This window comes from Pseudomonas sp. ArH3a (assembly GCF_022648765.1).
In the GTDB taxonomy this organism is placed as follows: Bacteria; Pseudomonadota; Gammaproteobacteria; order Pseudomonadales; family Pseudomonadaceae; genus Aquipseudomonas.
Genome location: NZ_CP080330.1, coordinates 4,750,360 through 4,767,794 on the forward strand (window position 1 = coordinate 4,750,360; position 17,435 = coordinate 4,767,794).

Sequence of the window (17,435 nt, forward strand, 5' to 3'; positions counted from 1 at the left end):
CCCTTGTGGCTAGCGCGCTTCCTGTGGCGAGCGGGCTTGCCCCGCGTTGGGTTGCGCAGCAGCCCCAAAACCAGCGACCGCGTAACACGCGAGCACCTTTAGCCGAAAAAATGAGTGCACAACGTGATATCCCTTGTCCCTATCACTCGCCCACAAAATGCTCTCAACATCATCAACAGGGGCGCTACCTTTCCGAAAAAATTCCAGAAAACTACGATGCTGGAATGAATTTCCTCGGCGTATTGGGGGAGCACGAAAAGACTCAACCAACCCGAGGAGCCGAAATCCATTGCGAATGGTACGGGCAAACTTGAGCCCCCCTTATCTATAACGCACACAACTGTCAAACTCCCACACACTCCTCTTGGCGGTGTCGATTGTTTTTTCCACGCCGTCACCTCAACTCCCCCCTACCCCTCACACGCGAGTACCCACCATGGAACGCTATGAATCGCTGGTCATCGGCCTAGGCGCCATGGGGGCCGCCACGGTGTATCAACTGGCGAAAGTCGGGGTAAAAGTCGCTGGCATCGACCGCCATCACCCGCCTCACACCTTCGGCTCAAGCCACGGCGATACGCGCATCACGCGGCTGTCGGTGGGTGAAGGGGCTCAGTACGTGCCCATCGTGCGTAACTCGCACCGTATCTGGCGTGAGCTGGAAGCGTTGTCCGGGGAGGCGTTGTTCGAGCAGTCGGGGTTGCTGGTGTTGACCTCACACGATGGCTTTGACCCCTGCGATGAAACCGACTTTACCTTGCGCACGATTGGTCTGGCGCAGGCCTATGGCATCGAACATGAATTGCTGGATGCCACGCAGATTCGCCAGCGCTTTCCCCAATTTGCCCACGTGGCGGACAGTGCCATTGGCTACTACGAGCCCGGCGGCGGCTTTGTGCGCCCGGAGCGTTGCATTGACGTGCAGCTCAAGTTGGCCGAGCAACACGGCGCTACGCTGTACAAGGGCGAAACCGTGACCCACATCAGTTCGGACGCGGGCGGCGTGACGGTGACCACCGACCGGCGCACATTGCAGACTGACAAGCTGGTGGTGAGTGCAGGCAACTGGGCGGGCGGTTTGCTCGGCGCGCCGCTTGATCAATTGCTCAGTGTTTATCGCCAGCAGTTGTTTTGGTTCGAGCTTGAACCGGGTGCCGATCTGGTGGGGAAATCCCCCACCTATATCCTCACGCATGGCCAGGATCAGACCCACTATGGGTTCCCGGCGTTGCCCGGCGAAGGCAGCCTGAAGCTGGCCACGGCGCAATATGACACCACCTCTACGCCCGAGACGCTGGACCGCACGGTCTCGGCGGCGCAAGCGCAGGAGATGTTTGAACGACAGGTGCAGGGCCGTATCACGGGAGTGACGGCCAATGTGGTGAAGTCAGCGGTGTGCGCCTACACGGTGACGCCGGACCACCATTTCATCATCGATGAACACCCTTCGCTGCAGCACACGCTGGTGGTGTCGCCGTGTTCGGGGCATGGTTTCAAGCATTCGGCGGCGCTGGGTGAGGCGTTTGCGCAGTGGTGCATACGGGGGACGAGTGATTTGGATTTGTCGTCGTTTTCGTTGAAACGGTTTGAGGGGCAATAGCAGGTATGACCTGCTTGCGCAGCGCGGCGTCATCTGGCAAGAACGTCCACAAGATTTCATCTCGGATAGGCGGTTGCGTCGGCATATGCGTCCCCTGCAATTGGTTAAGGTTAATCACCTGATAGTGGGTATCGCGCCACTGGGCTAACTTAACCGGGGACCACATCAGCACGGCCTCTTTTAATGTTCCATCAGGCGCATCCGACTGAAGCGGAGGAAATTTTTTGAGGCTAAACCACTTATTATCCGCCAGTCTTTTCATTTGATAGATAGACACCGTGAGTGCGATGCAAAGAATAAGACTTACTACAGCGCCTATCCAAGGCATGGCAACAGGGGCAAACCCGCTGATGGTATCTTCTGCCGGCCCCGCCAAGGAAAGCCCAAACCACAAAACCGCCCAGAAAGCCGAGCAAGTCAGGCCTACCTGATACTTCTTGCGAGTTCGAGTAGAGTACGAGTATGCCTTTTTAGGATTCTCAATAAGCTTGAGGATTTCTTTCGGGGTGGTAAAGAACGGCCTTATTTTTTGATCTTTTAGAAACTTTTGCACCTCTCTATCTTCCGAAAAATAGAGCCAAAAGCTGATAGCAATATTCAAGACAGCAAAAAATATCACCGTGCCTAAATACAAGCTATTACTGTTAGAAGTGGAAAGGCCTTTCCAGTAAAACAAACCTATCACCAGCGTACTAATATTCAACCAAAGCGTAGGCGTCGTGAATACCAAACCTGCAAATTTTTTATAACTCATGATACTTATCTTTTCCAGCATGATTGCATTGCGTATTTTAGTTTAAATGCGACGTGGGCCTATTTAGCCAAAGGATCCCATCAACTGTCGCATCGAAATAGCGAATGCCCACAAGGAAAGAGATTACGATCTTGCGACACGCATCGTCCTTGATGTTTAAAAAAACGGGGCGAGCACGGCAAAGTGCCATCACTGCTGGTGATTGTTCAGGAATGACAACATTTCCACAAGCCCGCAAGTGAAATGAGGAGTAGACCACGTCGTCAACACTCACGGCCTACCCCTACAGGCTAATTCGTTACTTGGCGAACGCGTACTCGCCGCCCTGCTCCACCGCCTTGCGATAAGCCGGCCGCGCCTGGAAGCGTTGCACCCATGCGGCAAGGTTCGGGTAGGCCTGCAACTTGCCTTGGGCCTTGGCGATTTCGCCGATGAAGCTCAGCTGGATATCCGCACCGCTGAGTTCGTCACCCATCAGGTACGGCGTATCCGCCAGCACATCGTTCAGGTAGCCCAGGTAGTTAGCCACTTCCGATTCGATACGCGGATGCAACGGCGCGCCCGCTTCACCGAGGCGCCCGACGTAGAGGTTGAGCATCAGCGGCAGCATGGCCGAGCCTTCGGCGAAGTGCAGCCATTGCACGTATTTGTCGTAGGTGGCCGTGGCCGGATCGGGTTGCAGGCGGCCTTGGCCGTGACGGCGGATCAGGTAGTCGATGATTGCGGCGGATTCGATCAGCACCAGCGCGCCGTCTTCGATCACCGGGGATTTGCCCAGTGGGTTGATGGCCTTGAGTTCAGGCGGAGCAAGGTTGGTTTTCGGGTCGCGCTGGTAGCGCTTGATCTCGTAAGGCAGGCCGAGTTCTTCGAGCAGCCATAGGATGCGTTGCGAACGCGAGTTGTTGAGGTGGTGGACGGTGATCATAAGGGCTCCGCTGTACACGAGTGGGTATTAAGGTAAGAGACTACGCTGTCGCGCTGGAGTGCCATGGATTAATTCGCAACCATCGCCCACAGCGACGCGCCGACGCCGGTGATGCTCTCCCCGGCAATCAACCCGGCGGCGGCGGTAATCGCAAAGCGCTCGGTGACACTCTGCCAACGGCAGCTCACCAGCCACGTCAGCACTGCGCCGAGGGCCATCATCAGCGACACCGAGGCCGGCAGCACGAAGGCCAGGCCCAAGGCGGCGGCGCTGGGCAAGTACCGGGCGCGTTGGGCGGGCAAGGTGCTGTCGAGAATCCCCAGCAGCACGCCGACCGCGCCTGCCAGAGCAATTGCCCAGCGAATGCTCATCGACAATGAATCCAGCCCATGGGTCAGGGTTTGCGCCACGGCTTTCCAGGTGGCGACCGCAGGCGCCGGCCACTCTTCGGTGAGCAGCATGCTCTGCGGATCGGGTATCAACGCCAGGTAGGCAAACACGCCGACGATGCTGCCAACAAAAATCCCCAGGATCTGCGCGATCACTTGCTTGCGCGGCGTGGCGCCAATCGCCTTGCCGACCTTGAAATCATTCATCAAATCCGTGCATTGCCCGGCCGAGCCACCGGCGGTGTTGGCGCTCATCAGGTTGATCGGCACCTGCCCCGGCGCGACGATGCCGAAGCTCAACTGGGACAATTGCCCGATGGCGCCGATAGGCGGAATGCCAGTGGCGCCCACCACGCGGGCGGCCACGGCGGCCAGGCAAATCGCCAGGGGAATGGTCAACAAGGCCATCCACAGGTTGATGCCAAACAACACCGACTGCAGGCTCACTACCAAGACAATCGCCAGTGCAAACCCGGCGGCAGGCCAAGCGTTCGGGACGGCCCAAGGCAGGCCGCCACTGGCCTTGGTGGTCGTGTGCAAGGCCCACAAACGAATCGCCAGCGAGGCCAGCGTCGAGCACACCATCAGGCTCACGCCTGGCCACAACAACCACGCCACCAGCGCGGCGAATTGCGGGCCGCTGCTGCCTGCCGGCAAGGTCACCAGGCCTTGCGCCAACAGCCACGGCCCCAGCCCGCCCCACGCGAGCAAGGCGCCGAGCAGCAGGGTCAGGCCTACGCGAATGCCGATGATGCCGCCGAACCCCAGCAACAGCAGCGAAGGGTCGGCGGTAAAGGTCAGGCGCTCCAACTGCGCGGTGGGTGACCAGCGCGGGAAGGCCCACAGGAACGTATCCACCCACTTGACCAACCCGGACAGCAACGCAGCGCCGAGCAGCACCTTCAAGCGCGTGGCGGCTTCGCGGCCGTGGTTGTAGATGTGAAGTAGGGTTTCGAGGGTGGCCATGCCTTCAGGAAATTTCAGCGTCTTGTCGTTGAGCAGTGAGGGCCGCAGGTACCAGGCGATCCAGATCCCGAGGAAACTCACCGAGAACACCCAGGCGATCATCGGCAGCGCGTCCAGCGTGTTGCCGGTCAACAAGGTGTAGGCCGGGATCGGCGCCACCAGCCCACCGGAGATAATCGAGGCAGCGGCCGAGGCGACGGTTTGGTTGATGTTGCTTTCGTGCAGTGTCCACGGCAGTTGCCCGGGGCTGCGCTTGGCCAGGCCTTGCCAGATGGCGTAGCCGACCAGCAAGGCAATGATCGACATGTTGAACGACCAGCCGATCTTGAGCCCCGCGTACACATTGGAAGGTGTCAGCAGGATACCCAGCACGACCCCGGTAATCACCGCGCGCAGGCTGAGTTCGCGTTCCACTGGGGCGGTCAGGTCGGGTGTTGGCGGGGTTGAAGGCATGCGGATTCCTTTCGGCAACGAAACAGGGCGACTTGATAAGTGAGCGCTGTTGGGGCTGAAGGTTCATCAACCGCGCGGTGTTTTCACTCAACGTCCGCTGGCTTCGAAAGGTAGTGCAACCTCTGTGGGAGCGGGCTTGCCCGCGAAAGCGGTGGGTCAGTCAACATCAATGTTTGCTGTGCCGACGTCTTCGCGGGCAAGCCCGCTCCCACATTTGAATGCCCGCTCGCCCCAAGGAAGTATGAGCAGTTCAACTGAGAAAATGGATCAGCCCAGCCGAAAACGCGCAGTGTTTTCGCTCAATGCCCGGCTGCCTTTGCTCAACGTATCCGCCGCCTGGTTCACCGCGCGCGCGCCGTCGAGCAAGCGCCCTGCGGCCTGATCGACCTGCTGGATATTGCCGCTGACCTCATCCGCCGTCGTCGCCTGTTCCTCCACCGCCGCCGCAATCTGCGCCAGGGTGTCGGTGACGTTTTGCACCGCGCCGGCAATCTCGCCCAGGCGTGTGCCCAGGCCGGTGACGGACTCGGCATCGGTCAGCGCCTGGTCACACGCGGCGCCCATCAGCGTGACCGCCTGGCTGACCGTCGCACGCAGGCTGTCCACCGTGCTGGCGATTTGCGCCGTGGAGGCCTGGGTGCGTTGCGACAGGCTGCGCACTTCGTCCGCGACCACAGCAAACCCACGGCCCTGCTCGCCTGCGCGGGCGGCTTCGATGGCGGCGTTGAGCGCCAGCAGGTTGGTCTGTTCGGCAATGCCGCGAATGGTGTCGACCACCGACTGAATCTGCTGCCCTTGCTGGCTCACTTGCTCCAGGGCATTGGCGGTGTCGGTCAGGCGCTGGTTGAGTTGCTGAATACTCGCCGTGGTGCGCTGGCTGTCACGGCTGCTGTCTTCGGCGATGCGCCGGGTTTGCTGCGCACTGCCCGAGGCCTGCTCACAGCTTTTGGCGACGCCCATCGAAGTGGCGGCCAGTTGCGTGGCGGCGGCGGCAATCTGGCTGATTTGGTATTGCTGGTCTTCGACTTCGGTCAGGGTGCTGCCCGATTGCGCGTTGAGGGTGTGCACCGCCGAGCCGAGCTGCTGGGTCTCGTGGTTAACGCCCAACAAGCTGGTGCGCAACTGCACCACGGCGACGTTGAGTGCCGTGCTGATCGCCGCGAGCTCATCGCGGCCTTCCACCGCCACTTCGACGCACAGGTTGCCGTCGCGCAGGGACTCGGCAAGCGTGGTGATGCCACTGGCACTGCGGCGGATCGAGGCTTGCAGGCAGATGAACAAGTACAGTGCAGCGAGCGCCAGCAGGCTGAACGTCGCCACCACCGGAATAAACTGTTTAAGTGAGCGGTCGCGGTAATAACTCAAGCGCTCGTCCAGCGAATGCAGCGACTGGCTGCGCAACGCGCCCAATGCACCGAGGATGCTGTCGACACTGCGATCAAACGCTGTGGTGTCGAGCTTGATGGTGCCGCCAAATACGCCGTCGTCCAGGGTTTTGAGTTCACTGTCGAGCAATTGCAGGCTGGTGTCGTATTGCGCCGCCCACGGTTCAATTCCGGGGTACTGCTTGGCTTTGAGCGAAGCGGCGGCCTTGACCAACTGCTCCCGCGCATCGCCGATACGGCCGCGCAGGTCGCGCATCTGCAAACGACTTTGCAAAGTGAACTGGCCCGACGCAATCGACGACTGCCCAACGCTGGCCGTGCGGCCGATGCGCTCGATCAGGTCCGGCGTGTGCTGGGTGGAGATCTGCATCAACAAGTAGGTTTCCAGCCACGGGTCGAGGATCAGCCCAGCGTCCTGGGTGATCTGCTCGCGCAGGGTTTGCATGGCGGTCAAGGCGGCGGTGAAGCGGTCGTAACCGTCCGGCCACCAACCCACCGTGCGCAGTGACTGGGTGTCCATGCCCTTGACCGTCGCCTGCAATGCTTCAAAACGCGCCAAGGTGTCGGCGCTGGCGTTCTGGGTCTTGAGCGCATCGCCCAGGGCTTGCAGGCTGTGCACGATGATTGGGCTGCCGGCATCGACCTTGTCCATCGCCGCTTGGGCCGCAGCGGTTGGGGTGTGCAGGATATCCAGCGCTTTCCAGCGCGCCGCCTGGTTGCGCTGCGCCGTCAATTGGCCATCCAGCGTGTCCAGGGCCAGCAGTTGGTGAACGCCGGACTGCTCGCTGGAAATCACCGCTAATTTGTCGCGATAGTCCTGGCCGATCAGCCATAGGCTCCCGGCCAGGGGCAGCATAAACAGGAAAAACAGGATCTGGAACTTGCGCGCAAAACCGAAACGGCCAAGCAGGCGGATACCCGGTGATAAAAGACTGTGCATGGCCGACCCACTCCCCCAAACAACCTGGATATGACTAGAAGCAAAATGCCATGTCATTGATTGGGAAGGCACTAGCAAGATACGGGCCGTTGGTACCGGGCCGCGAAATAGGCGGCTTGGCGACTTGAAAGCGCAGTGGCATGCGCGAAAATGGGGCAAAAGCACTCAGTGCGTAGAGTTGAATGGTAACCGGCTTTCCAGAGATGCGTGGTTGCCCTAGAGTTCCACCCGCACTGGCCCGCCCGACTTACCCTGCAAGGACATCTAAAATCGCCATGGACATCCAATACCCGTGAACAAGCAACAACGCGACGACATCAGCAAGTTCCTCAGCTACATACTGCGCCACGCGCCCGAGTCCATTGGTGTCGTCCTGGACGGCGATGGCTGGACCGATGTTGACGGCTTGATCCTCAACGCCAACCAACACGGCCACACGCTGGATCGCCAAGCGCTGCTCGACGTGGTCGAGACCAACGAAAAAAAGCGCTTCACGCTCTCAGGCGACGGCCAGCGTATCCGCGCCGCACAAGGGCACAGCACCGCGCAGGTCCAGGTGCAGCACATCGAGAAGGCGCCGCCCGCCCTGCTCTACCATGGCACCGCCAGTCGCTTCATGGCTTCTATCGACTCGCAGGGATTGATCCCTGGCAGTCGGCACCATGTACACCTTACGGACAACCCAGAAACAGCGCTGGCCGTTGGCAAACGCTATGGGCAGCCTGTGCTGCTTACGGTTGATGCGCTGGGTATGAGCCAGGCGGGAATAGCGTTTTATCAAGCGGACAATGGGGTGTGGTTGGTGGCGTCGGTGCCGGCGAACTATTTGACGAGCATGTACTGACTGAAATTATTAATGTGATCATCCAGATTATCCTCAAGCATCATCCGGTACTGGTCACAGAAATACTTCAGCATCGCTTCCCGCGCATCGGCCATTTCGGCGCCGGACTTGAAGTTGCGCGCACTGGCCCAGGCGTTAAAGCGCGTGGTGCCGAACATCATCGAGGCGCTGACCTCGCCGAGGTTTTCACAGGTCTTGAGCTGCTCGTTCGACAGTTCGATGTGTGCATCCGCACGGTCGTAGAAGGCTTGGTCGGTGGCTTCGGCCATGGTGGGGTTCCTGGGTGATCGAATAATGGCGGCTATTGGAGCATATCCGGCCGCCGTAGAGGAGACGCCCCCGGGTGGAGGCGCCTTGAACATCAAGCCAGTGCGAGCACCACCCGCTCAAGCCCGATGCCGAACCCCGCGCCTTCTCGGTAAGCGCCGCCGCCAACCACTTGCTGCTGCGCACCTAACGCGGGGCAACGCACCTCGAAGCCATTGCCCTCCAGGTAGTAACTCAGCCCGCGTTTCACCGCCAGGTTGAGCTCGTAATCGAGCCCCAGCGTGTCCAGAAAACCGCTGCACAGCGCCTGGCTGCGCTGCAACGCCGACACCGGGTCAGGGCTGAGAATCTCGACCCCCAACTGGGTGAATTCACGATAACGACCGGCTTGCGGCCGCTCATACCGGTAACACCGCGCCACGTAGAAAAACATCGCCTCCTCTCGCCCGCCCAGTAACTGCGCGTTGCGCTCCTGGAACAGCGCAGTGGCTTCCGGGATCAGGCAGCAGGGTCGGCCCGCCTTGTCATCAAAGGCCCACATCTGCCCGATGATTTCACTGCCGCCGGCTTTTTCGATAAACGTATCCTGGCCCCACAGGGCCGGCACGATGGCTTCTTCAGCGCCCGCTTCGATGAAGATAGCTCCGAAAACGGCCCTCTATCTCACGCATCGCTGCGGCTTCTTTACCCGTCACTATTCGGGTTCCACGTAGCATAGTCATGTGTTGTATCTCCATTATTTACAGGCAATAAAAAAGGCGCCGTGGGCGCCTTGGGTGATGGTTCATTGAGTGATCAGAGGTTCTGGTCAATCAGTGAGCGCAAGCAACCGCAGCACCTTGGGCAAGGTCCGTGGTGGTGGTGGCGGTTGCTTTGCGAAAATTGAGTCATGGGCGATCCTTGCACAGTCAGACGAAGCATTACAAGCCGCCGTTAAAACAACGGCGTCAACTGGCTCAACTGTGCAGCCGTCGGAAAACCCAGCGTACGATAGCGCATTGGGTACAGGCTCGCCGGTGCCAGCAAATCACCCAGCTTGGCTTGAAGCTCATCCCATTCGACCACTTGGGTCTGGGCGGTGCCGTCAGGCTGGATCTGCACCAACGCCACGCGGTCGGTCTTGGGCAGCAAGGTGTCGACGGTTTCTGTCCAGCTGCACATCGAGAATGTCTTGCCGTTGCTGTCCTTCAACTCGAACAGCTTGTAGGTCGCTACAAACACGTCGATCTTCTGCTCTTCATGGATCGTGTCGAGCTGCTCTTTCTGCGCGTGGTAATTGCCTTGCAGCAGCATGTGTTCGAGGCTCGCCACACGCTCAAGGAGCGCTTCGTCCTGGCTGATAAAAGGCACGATCCGTTGATCGTCGTAGGTGTAGACCTGGCTGGAAACGGCGCGCCCGCTTTCCATGGCCTTGAAGCTGACCTCGACCATATGCCGAATGCCTTCTTCATCCTTGTCACCGGTCACCATGAGGATGTCGCGGGTCGGGATCATGAACACCGGGCGGCCTTTGATGGCCGCACGCTGCAGGACATCCGGCAGCAGCACGCGGCTGGTGTCGTAGCCGTCATTCCAGCGGCCGACGTAGAGGCCGGGCACAATTTCATCAAACGCCTCCTGGGTTGCTTCGCGCAGGTTGCTCACCGCCACTGCGAGCGCCTCGCCCAGGCTCACGCCCCAGTTTTCCTTCGGCCCCTCGGTGAGGGTGGAGGTGGTCTCGGGGTAGTCCACTGCCAGCAAGGTCACGCAGTCTTTGCCCAAGGCCTGGTGAACAGCGGTGTAAGGCGCGTCCCAGCCTTCGGTGCGCACGTGATGCAGGCGCACTTCTTCAAGCATCGCCAGGTTACGAATCACCGGACGTAACATCGGCTTGACGCCTTCAAAGCTTTGCGGCGCTTCCTTTTTGTAGCCGAGCAGTGTCGATACATAACCCTTCAACACCTCAGATTTGTGCGCCTTTTCGGCACTCTGATAGTCATTGAATGCGTTATGCAGGTTGAAGTAGCCGCCGTCGCCATGTTTGAGGCGGAACTCTTTGGGCACGTACTCAAGAGGTTCGCTGAAACCGGCATCACGAGCAGCCTTGATGACTTTCTCAGCGAATGCGTCTTCGGTCAGGGGGCGATTGAAGAGTGTGTTCAACAGGGAGCCAAACATGCGCAAAGTCCTCCATGAGTGCGAGCCGTCCATCATGGGCGGTGCACGAGACCGGGTAAAGCGCCGGTCTGGGTTGTGTGACCCCGTTCACTGTTACCGGTTCAAGCCAGCAACTGCGTAATCCACCGCGCCTGCTGTTCAATCTCCTGCACCTTCGCCTGCGGCACTGCCTGGCGCGCCTGCTCGAAGCTGGCCAGGGTCTTGTGCTTCTGACGCAGCATGCGTTGCCATTTGGCCAGGAATACCGGGCTGCGCGCCTGCATTTGCAGCGGGCCGAAGTACAGTTCCTCATCGGTGTAGGTCACAGGCGTAGCACGCTCGGCGACGATGATTTCGTAATAGAAGCGATTCTCCTGCAGCAGCTCTTCAAGCAGGATGCGGTAGCCGTTTTCCATTAACCATTGGCGCAGCGGTTGCTCGCCGCCGTTGGGTTGCAGGACCAGGCGTTCCTGGCCGCTCAGGTGCGCTTTGCCGCTGTCGAGGATGTCGCGGATGGTCTCGCCGCCCATACCGCAGAGGCTGATCGCGGTGATCCCATCACAAGGCTTGATCGCCGCCAGCCCATCCGCCAGGCGCACGCTGATGTGCTGCTCCAGGCCGTTGTCACGCACGGTGCGTTCGGCCGCGTGAAAGGGCGTGGTCGCCACCTCCCCCGCCACCGCCGCAGCGATCACGCCACGGCGCATCAATGCCACGGGCAGGTAGCCGTGGTCCGAGCCGATATCGGCAAGGCGCGCATCGGCCGGCACATGCGCCGCCACACGCTCCAGGCGCATGGACAATGTGTGTTCGTTCACCGTTTGTTCCTTATCAGCACAACATTACTCACCCGAAAAACGATCCCGGCTGTTGGTCAGGTGCAACACCATGGCCGCCCGTGCGGCGTCCGGGTCCTGGCGCTTGATCGCATTGAAGATCGCCTCATGCTCCAGGTTCGCCAATTGCCCCAGCTTGGCGAAGTCCGCGCCGCCGCGTTCGGCGCCTTTGACCTGGGTGCGCGGGATCATCGCACTGCCCAGGTGCAGCATGATTTCGGTAAAGAAGGTATTACCGGTGGCCTCGGCAATCAGCTGGTGAAAGCGCTGGTCTTCTTCCACGCAGCTGTCGTTGTTGGCCAGCGAAGCTTGGTAGTCGTCCAGCGCTTCGCGCATGCGCACCAGTTGCCCATCAGACCTGCGCAAGGCGGCCAGCGCCACGGCTTGCACTTCCAGGCCCAGGCGCAGCTCGAGCATGTTGCGCACGCTGGCGACCGTGTCCACATGCAAGCGCAAGCCTTGCTGGGCGTGTTGCGCCAGCACAAAGGTGCCGATGCCGTGGCGCGTCTCGACCAAACCTGACGCCTGCAACTTGGAGATGGCTTCGCGCACCACCGTCCGGCTCACGCCGTGCTCAAGCACGATGGTGGATTCGGACGGCAGTTTTTCACCGGGTTTGAGCTGGCCGAGCAGGATGCGCTGGGTCAGCGTATCGACTACGCCTTGGGCCAGGTTGTTGGAACGTCGACGGACAAGGGTTCCGTTTTCAATGGGCATCGCGAGGGTCCACGGGGTTGGGCTGGAGGGAGCTTAACACCGCGCTTGGCGGCGACGTTGGGTTGATTGAAAAAACGCTCTACTTGTATGACAACCAACCTGAGCAACCCACCACCCACTGCATGCCGTGATCGCTCTGGCGGGGATATGCAGGTTCCCTCAACACGCCTTAAACATTAACAAACCCAAGCAAACACTGAGTAAATAACCAAATTAGCTATTCAACCATCGTGCTTATAAGAACAAATACACACCGCACCACATTGCGCAGCACAAAAAACAACTTGTATGATGTCTATCAACAAAACACGCAAACCCGCATAAAAATAATCAGGGGGAGTTTTGAATTGTGAACAATTCAAGCCATGCATCTGTCGCGCCACACAGTGATTCAGTCCTCGCGCGTGCCGTGAGCAAAGTGAAGGGCCATGTGCTCCCACTGTTCGTGATCATGTTCATCCTTAACTACATCGACCGGGTCAATATCGGCTTTGTGCGCACGCACATGGAGCATGACCTGGGCATCGGCGCGGCGGCCTACGGCCTGGGTGCCGGGCTGTTCTTCATTGGCTACGCGCTGTTCGAAGTGCCCTCCAACATGCTGCTGCAAAAGGTCGGCGCGCGTATCTGGCTGACCCGCATCATGTTCACCTGGGGCATCGTCGCGACCTTGATGGCGTTCATCCAGAACGAAACCCAGTTCTACGTCCTGCGCTTCCTGCTCGGCGTGGCCGAAGCCGGGTTCTTCCCGGGTGTGATCTATTACTTCACCCGCTGGTTGCCTGGCGTGGAGCGCGGTAAAGCCATTGCGATCTTCCTGAGTGGTTCGGCGGTCGCGTCACTGATTTCCGGCCCATTGTCGGGCGTGCTGTTGCAGATCGAAGGCTTCGGCTTCCACGGCTGGCAATGGATGTTCGCCATCGAGGGCCTGGCCTCCGTGGCGCTGGGGTTCTTTGTGTGGTTCTGGCTCGACTCCAAACCCCACGACGCCAAATGGCTGACCCGCGAAGAACAGGACACTTTGGTCGGCGCCATCGACCAGGAACAGCGCGAGCGGGAAGCGCTGACCACGGTCAAACCGACCATCGGCAAGCTGCTCAAAGACCGCCAGATCCTGCTGTTCTGCGCCCTGTACTTCTGCATCCAGCTGACGATTTACGCTGCGACGTTCTGGCTGCCGAGCATCATCAAAAAGATGGGCGACCTGAGTGACGTGCAGGTCGGGTTCTTCAACTCGATCCCATGGCTGATCTCGATCATCGCCATGTACGCCTTCGCATCACTGTCGGGCAAGTTCAAGTTCCAACAGGCCTGGGTCGCCGCCGCGCTGTTGATTGCCGCCGCGGGCATGTTCATGTCCACCACCGGCGGGCCGATTTTCGCCTTTGTGGCGATCTGCTTTGCAGCCATCGGTTTCAAGTCCGCCTCGTCACTGTTTTGGCCAATCCCCCAGGGCTACCTGGATGTGCGCATCGCCGCCGCCGTGATCGCGTTGATCAACTCCATCGGCAACCTGGGCGGCTTCGTCGCGCCAACCACCTTTGGCTTCCTGGAACAGACCACCGGTTCGATCCAGGGCGGCCTCTACGGCCTGGCCGGCACCTCGGTGCTGGCGGCGATCCTGGTGTTCTTTGCCAAGACTTCGCCCGCTGCCGCGCTGGCCTCGCCAAGCGCTGTGCCGACGGGCGCCGCCATCAGCAAACCTCTTTGAGCCTATTTAGGAACTTGCCATGAACACTCCCGTAGTCACCCATTTCCACGTCATCCCGGTGGCGGGCCACGACAGCATGCTGCTCAACCTGAGCGGCGCCCATGGGCCATTCTTTACCCGCAATATCGTGATTCTCAAGGACAGCAGCGGCAATACCGGCGTGGGCGAAGTACCCGGCGGTGAACGCATCCGCGAAACCCTGGAAGACGCGCGTAGCCTGGTGGTCGGCCAGCCTATCGGCCAGTACCAGCGCATCCTCAATCAGATGCGCAGCACTTTTGCCTCTCGCGACGCCGCCGGGCGAGGCCTGCAAACCTTTGACCTGCGCATCACCATTCATGCCGTCACCGCCATGGAAGCCGCCCTGCTCGACCTGCTGGGGCAATTCCTCGACGTGCCGGTGGCGGCCCTGCTCGGCGAAGGGCAGCAGCGCGATGCGGTGAAAATGCTCGGTTACCTGTTCTACGTCGGCGACCGCACGGCCACTGACCTAGCTTATCGCAACGAGGCTGACGCCGATGACGACTGGTTCCGCTTGCGTCATGAGCAAGCCATGACTGCCGAATCCGTGGTGCGTCTGGCCGAAGCCGCCAAGGCCAAATATGGTTTCAATGACTTCAAGCTCAAAGGCGGTGTCTTGAGTGGCGATGAAGAAATCGAAGCGGTCACCGCCCTGGCCGAACGCTTCCCGGATGCGCGCATCACCCTCGACCCGAACGGCGCGTGGTCACTCAAAGAAGCCATCCGCCTGTGCCGCGACCAACACCACGTACTCGCCTATGCCGAAGACCCGTGTGGCGCAGAAAACGGCTACTCGGGCCGCGAAGTCATGGCTGAATTTCGCCGTGCCACGGGCCTGAAAATCGCGACCAACATGATCGCCACCGACTGGCGCGAAATGGGCCACGCGATCCAACTGCAATCGGTGGACATTCCGCTGGCCGACCCACACTTCTGGACTATGCAAGGCTCGGTGCGCGTTGCGCAGATGTGCAATGAATGGGGCCTGACCTGGGGCTCGCACTCCAATAACCACTTCGATATTTCCCTGGCGATGTTTACCCAGGTCGCGGCCGCCGCACCGGGGGAAATCACCGCCATCGACACCCACTGGATCTGGCAGGACGGCCAGCACCTGACCAAAGAGCCGCTGAAAATCGAAGGCGGCTACGTCAAGGTGCCCACCAAGCCTGGGCTGGGCGTGGAGATCGATATGGACGCCGTGGCGAAAGCCCATGAAGTCTACAAAGGCATGGGCCTTGGGGCGCGGGATGACAGCGTGGCGATGCAGTTCTTGGTTCCGGGGTGGCGCTTCAATAACAAGCAGCCGTGCCTGGTGCGCTAAGGCTTAAGGGCAACGGAGGTCAATGTGGGAGCTGTCGAGCTTTAGCGAGGCTGCGAAAGCAGTGGTTCAGGCGATATATCTATTGGCTCTGCCGCCGTCTTCGCAGCCTCGCTAAAGCTCGACAGCTCCCACATTTGATCGGCGTTGTTATCGCTGATCAGGGCTTACCGACGGCTGCTGGCTTAGCCCTTGCCGCCTGATTGACAGCCAACGGCTGCACAGTGAGCTCAACCCCTAACGCCAGCATCAGCTTCTGGACCGTCTCATAGCGCGTTTTCGAGCCGCCTTTGAGCGTCTTGTACAGGCTCTCCCGATTAACCCCCGCAGCCTCGGCAACCTTGTTCACACCTTGGGCTTTAACGACCTCGGCAAGCGCCTTCATGAGCACCTGCGGGTCTTGCGACTTCATGCTTTGCGCCAGGTAAGCGCTGATGGTTTCAGGGCTGTCGAGAAAGCGCGAGGCTTCATAGACACTGGTGCCGGATGTATCAAGGTCGAGGATCGGCATGTCCTCGGGTTTGAATTTCGATTCGCTCATTTCATTGACCTCTCAGGGCATCGAGGATCTCTTTTGCCCGATTGATTCCTCGCGTCTGGTCGGTTTTATCGCTGCCCCAAAGCATCAGGTAAGCGGTGATACCAGTGCGCACAAAGTAGATCCTGTAGCCGGGCCCGACAAAAACACGCATTTCACTCAGGCCTTCACCGACGGGCTCGCAATCACCAAAGTTGTTGTCTTCGGCGCGGTCCAAACGCGCCAACACAGCCGTTTTGCCCCAAATATCCTGCATACCGTCGAGCCCTGTATCGAACTCCGGCGTCCTGCCGATCAAGTTAGTCACAGATTCAAATGTAGCCTACTGGCTACTCCTTGCCGATGCTAGTTAATTTTTTGTTCCGGCGCGATCCGGAACAAAAACCCTAGCCCAGCCCCCGCATAATCAAGCTGTCGATACTATTAGCGCTTGTTTCCTTCACATTTAAAGCGCCCGATCAAACAACGGCGTCACGTCATACCGCTGCTTCAACATCTGCGCATCCACCAGGAAATCCGCCGTGGCCTGGGCCTCGCTGACGATCGTCGGCGAGATCGGCAGCACCTTGATCGCGTCACGCTTGAACCACACCTTGGCAATCTCCGGTGCGGATTGGTTGGCCTTCGACCATGCCTCGGCGTACTCATCGACATGGCTGCCGCTCCACACCCGAGCGCGGGTAAGACGCGCGACAAAGTCTTTGATGATTGCGCCTTTTTGCGCCAGCGCCGGTTCATACGCAACGATGTAGGTCGGCGCGCTCATCAGGCCCTTGGCGTTGCGAATCAGCGTGCTGCCCTCTTTCTCTTGCAGCGACACGTAGGGTTCCCAGGTGCCGAAGGCATCGATGTCGCCCTGGGTCAGCGCCAGGCTGGCTTCGGCCGGCAGCAGGTATTTGAAGGTTACGCTGCTGCGCGGCACGCCGGCTTCGTCCAGGGCTTTGTACGCCAATTGCTGGCTCCACGAACCGTTCCAGATCGCCACGGTTTTGCCTTTGAGATCGGCCACCGACTGAATGCCTTTGCGTGCCACGATGCCTACGCCATCGAGGCTGGTCTGGGTGCTGGCGACCACCTTCACTGGCGCGCCATTGGCGGCCAGGCTGATCACCGGCGTGTCGCCGACAATGCCCACGTCCAGCGCGCCGCTGGCGACCGCCGAGGCCACTGGGGAGCCGGTGTTGAAGCGTTTGAAATCGATTTTATACGGCAAGTCCTTCAACTCACCCGACAATTCCAGGACGATACGGTTGGAGAAGAACTGGTCACCCACCACCAGGGTCAGTGGCTCTGCCGCGCCTACCGAACTGCCATGCAGCGCAAGAGAAGCCAGGCCCAGCAGGGCGAGTACATTTCGACGATTGATCATGAGGAATCCACACAGTTTATGGCTGACTCAACCATCTGTGTGCATGCAGTCTGGTGATGAGAGAAGAGGTTTGAAGGTCGCCGAGCGTGGCGCCCGTAGAAGCTAACGCAATAAAAGCGCGGGGTTTAATACTGTTGCGCACTATCGATAGAACCGCTGCGCAGTTCGATAGCTATTTTTCGTATTAAAAACTTTGCCACCCGTGGGTTAGGGTGGCGTCACCAGACCACTGGACCCCAGCACTTGAGCCACTTTCTGCAAGG

General features: G+C 59.6%; 16 protein-coding genes. 4 read left to right on the forward strand and 12 right to left on the reverse strand.

The window, feature by feature from the left end; all coding sequences use genetic code 11:
- Positions 1-436: 436 nt before the first annotated feature.
- On the forward strand, positions 437-1,600 hold the full coding sequence (gene solA, locus K0P33_RS21725) for an N-methyl-L-tryptophan oxidase (protein WP_242151325.1): 1,164 nt from the start codon (positions 437-439) through the stop codon (positions 1,598-1,600).
- Here the strand turns inward: solA and K0P33_RS21730 are convergent.
- From K0P33_RS21730 to K0P33_RS21745, 4 genes are all read right to left on the reverse strand, one after another.
- Positions 1,494-2,354, reverse strand: coding sequence for a hypothetical protein (locus K0P33_RS21730; RefSeq protein WP_242151328.1), 861 nt, complete (start codon positions 2,352-2,354; stop codon positions 1,494-1,496). The two genes, solA and K0P33_RS21730, sit on opposite strands and share 107 nt — an antisense overlap.
- A 298-nt stretch (positions 2,355-2,652) precedes the next feature.
- A complete protein-coding gene (locus tag K0P33_RS21735) occupies positions 2,653-3,279 on the reverse strand; it encodes a glutathione S-transferase family protein (protein WP_094952124.1) in 627 nt (208 codons plus the stop codon).
- Between the two features lie 68 nt (positions 3,280-3,347).
- Positions 3,348-5,087, reverse strand: a complete 1,740-nt coding sequence (locus K0P33_RS21740) for an OPT family oligopeptide transporter (RefSeq protein ID WP_094952123.1) — start codon at positions 5,085-5,087, stop codon at positions 3,348-3,350.
- Positions 5,088-5,354: 267 nt separating this feature from the next.
- Positions 5,355-7,412: a methyl-accepting chemotaxis protein gene (locus tag K0P33_RS21745; RefSeq protein ID WP_094953268.1), complete on the reverse strand. Its 2,058-nt coding sequence runs from the start codon at positions 7,410-7,412 to the stop codon at positions 5,355-5,357.
- A 292-nt stretch (positions 7,413-7,704) separates the two neighbouring features.
- On the opposite strand from K0P33_RS21745, the gene K0P33_RS21750 reads away from it, so the two are divergent.
- Positions 7,705-8,256, forward strand: a complete 552-nt coding sequence (locus tag K0P33_RS21750) for an RNA 2'-phosphotransferase (protein WP_094953266.1) — start codon at positions 7,705-7,707, stop codon at positions 8,254-8,256.
- On the opposite strand, the gene K0P33_RS21755 is transcribed toward K0P33_RS21750, so the two are convergent.
- The 5 genes from K0P33_RS21755 to K0P33_RS21775 form a co-directional block, all read right to left on the reverse strand.
- Complete coding sequence (locus K0P33_RS21755) at positions 8,235-8,525, reverse strand: DUF3144 domain-containing protein (protein ID WP_094953264.1); 291 nt, start codon at positions 8,523-8,525, stop codon at positions 8,235-8,237. The two genes, K0P33_RS21750 and K0P33_RS21755, sit on opposite strands and share 22 nt — an antisense overlap.
- A gap of 92 nt (positions 8,526-8,617) precedes the next feature.
- Complete coding sequence (locus K0P33_RS21760; protein WP_094953262.1) at positions 8,618-9,163, reverse strand: ATP phosphoribosyltransferase regulatory subunit; 546 nt, start codon at positions 9,161-9,163, stop codon at positions 8,618-8,620.
- Positions 9,164-9,456: 293 nt separating this feature from the next.
- Positions 9,457-10,680, reverse strand: coding sequence for a DUF1444 family protein (locus tag K0P33_RS21765; RefSeq protein WP_242151331.1), 1,224 nt, complete (start codon positions 10,678-10,680; stop codon positions 9,457-9,459).
- A gap of 101 nt (positions 10,681-10,781) precedes the next feature.
- On the reverse strand, positions 10,782-11,477 hold the full coding sequence (locus tag K0P33_RS21770; RefSeq protein ID WP_094953258.1) for a tRNA (adenine(22)-N(1))-methyltransferase TrmK: 696 nt from the start codon (positions 11,475-11,477) through the stop codon (positions 10,782-10,784).
- A 24-nt stretch (positions 11,478-11,501) separates the two neighbouring features.
- Entirely contained in the window at positions 11,502-12,212 is a 711-nt protein-coding gene (locus K0P33_RS21775) for a FadR/GntR family transcriptional regulator (RefSeq protein ID WP_094953257.1), read from the reverse strand.
- Positions 12,213-12,561: 349 nt separating this feature from the next.
- Here K0P33_RS21775 and K0P33_RS21780 point away from each other — a divergent pair, with 349 nt between their 5' ends.
- Positions 12,562-13,923, forward strand: coding sequence for an MFS transporter (locus K0P33_RS21780; RefSeq protein ID WP_094953255.1), 1,362 nt, complete (start codon positions 12,562-12,564; stop codon positions 13,921-13,923).
- A 19-nt stretch (positions 13,924-13,942) separates the two neighbouring features.
- Positions 13,943-15,268 (forward strand): glucarate dehydratase, encoded by a 1,326-nt coding sequence (gene gudD / locus K0P33_RS21785; RefSeq protein WP_242151334.1) that lies wholly within the window; start codon positions 13,943-13,945, stop codon positions 15,266-15,268.
- A 157-nt stretch (positions 15,269-15,425) separates the two neighbouring features.
- Here gudD and K0P33_RS21790 read toward each other — a convergent pair whose 3' ends face one another.
- The 3 genes from K0P33_RS21790 to K0P33_RS21800 all read right to left on the reverse strand — a co-directional run bounded on the left by K0P33_RS21790 (position 15,426) and on the right by K0P33_RS21800 (position 17,172).
- On the reverse strand, positions 15,426-15,806 hold the full coding sequence (locus tag K0P33_RS21790) for an addiction module antidote protein (RefSeq protein ID WP_094953253.1): 381 nt from the start codon (positions 15,804-15,806) through the stop codon (positions 15,426-15,428).
- A 1-nt stretch (position 15,807) separates the two neighbouring features.
- The gene (locus K0P33_RS21795) at positions 15,808-16,110 is read right to left on the reverse strand and encodes a type II toxin-antitoxin system RelE/ParE family toxin (RefSeq protein ID WP_242151337.1); all 303 of its coding nucleotides are present in this window, start codon (positions 16,108-16,110) and stop codon (positions 15,808-15,810) included.
- A gap of 138 nt (positions 16,111-16,248) precedes the next feature.
- Positions 16,249-17,172 (reverse strand): ABC transporter substrate-binding protein, encoded by a 924-nt coding sequence (locus tag K0P33_RS21800; RefSeq protein WP_242151341.1) that lies wholly within the window; start codon positions 17,170-17,172, stop codon positions 16,249-16,251.
- Between the last annotated feature and the right edge of the window lie 263 nt (positions 17,173-17,435).

Excerpts from the sequence above, each read along its gene's own strand:
- K0P33_RS21755 (WP_094953264.1), bottom strand. The coding sequence starts at position 8,525 with ATGGCCGAAGCCACCGACCAAGCCTTCTACGACCGTGCGGATGCACAC.
- K0P33_RS21790 (WP_094953253.1), bottom strand. The coding sequence starts at position 15,806 with ATGAGCGAATCGAAATTCAAACCCGAGGACATGCCGATCCTCGACCTT.
- K0P33_RS21765 (WP_242151331.1), bottom strand. The coding sequence starts at position 10,680 with ATGTTTGGCTCCCTGTTGAACACACTCTTCAATCGCCCCCTGACCGAA.
- gudD (WP_242151334.1), top strand. The coding sequence starts at position 13,943 with ATGAACACTCCCGTAGTCACCCATTTCCACGTCATCCCGGTGGCGGGC.
- K0P33_RS21740 (WP_094952123.1), bottom strand. The coding sequence starts at position 5,087 with ATGCCTTCAACCCCGCCAACACCCGACCTGACCGCCCCAGTGGAACGC.
- solA (WP_242151325.1), top strand. The coding sequence starts at position 437 with ATGGAACGCTATGAATCGCTGGTCATCGGCCTAGGCGCCATGGGGGCC.
- K0P33_RS21735 (WP_094952124.1), bottom strand. The coding sequence starts at position 3,279 with ATGATCACCGTCCACCACCTCAACAACTCGCGTTCGCAACGCATCCTA.
- K0P33_RS21730 (WP_242151328.1), bottom strand. The coding sequence starts at position 2,354 with ATGAGTTATAAAAAATTTGCAGGTTTGGTATTCACGACGCCTACGCTT.
- K0P33_RS21745 (WP_094953268.1), bottom strand. The coding sequence starts at position 7,412 with ATGCACAGTCTTTTATCACCGGGTATCCGCCTGCTTGGCCGTTTCGGT.
- K0P33_RS21775 (WP_094953257.1), bottom strand. The coding sequence starts at position 12,212 with ATGCCCATTGAAAACGGAACCCTTGTCCGTCGACGTTCCAACAACCTG.
- K0P33_RS21800 (WP_242151341.1), bottom strand. The coding sequence starts at position 17,172 with ATGATCAATCGTCGAAATGTACTCGCCCTGCTGGGCCTGGCTTCTCTT.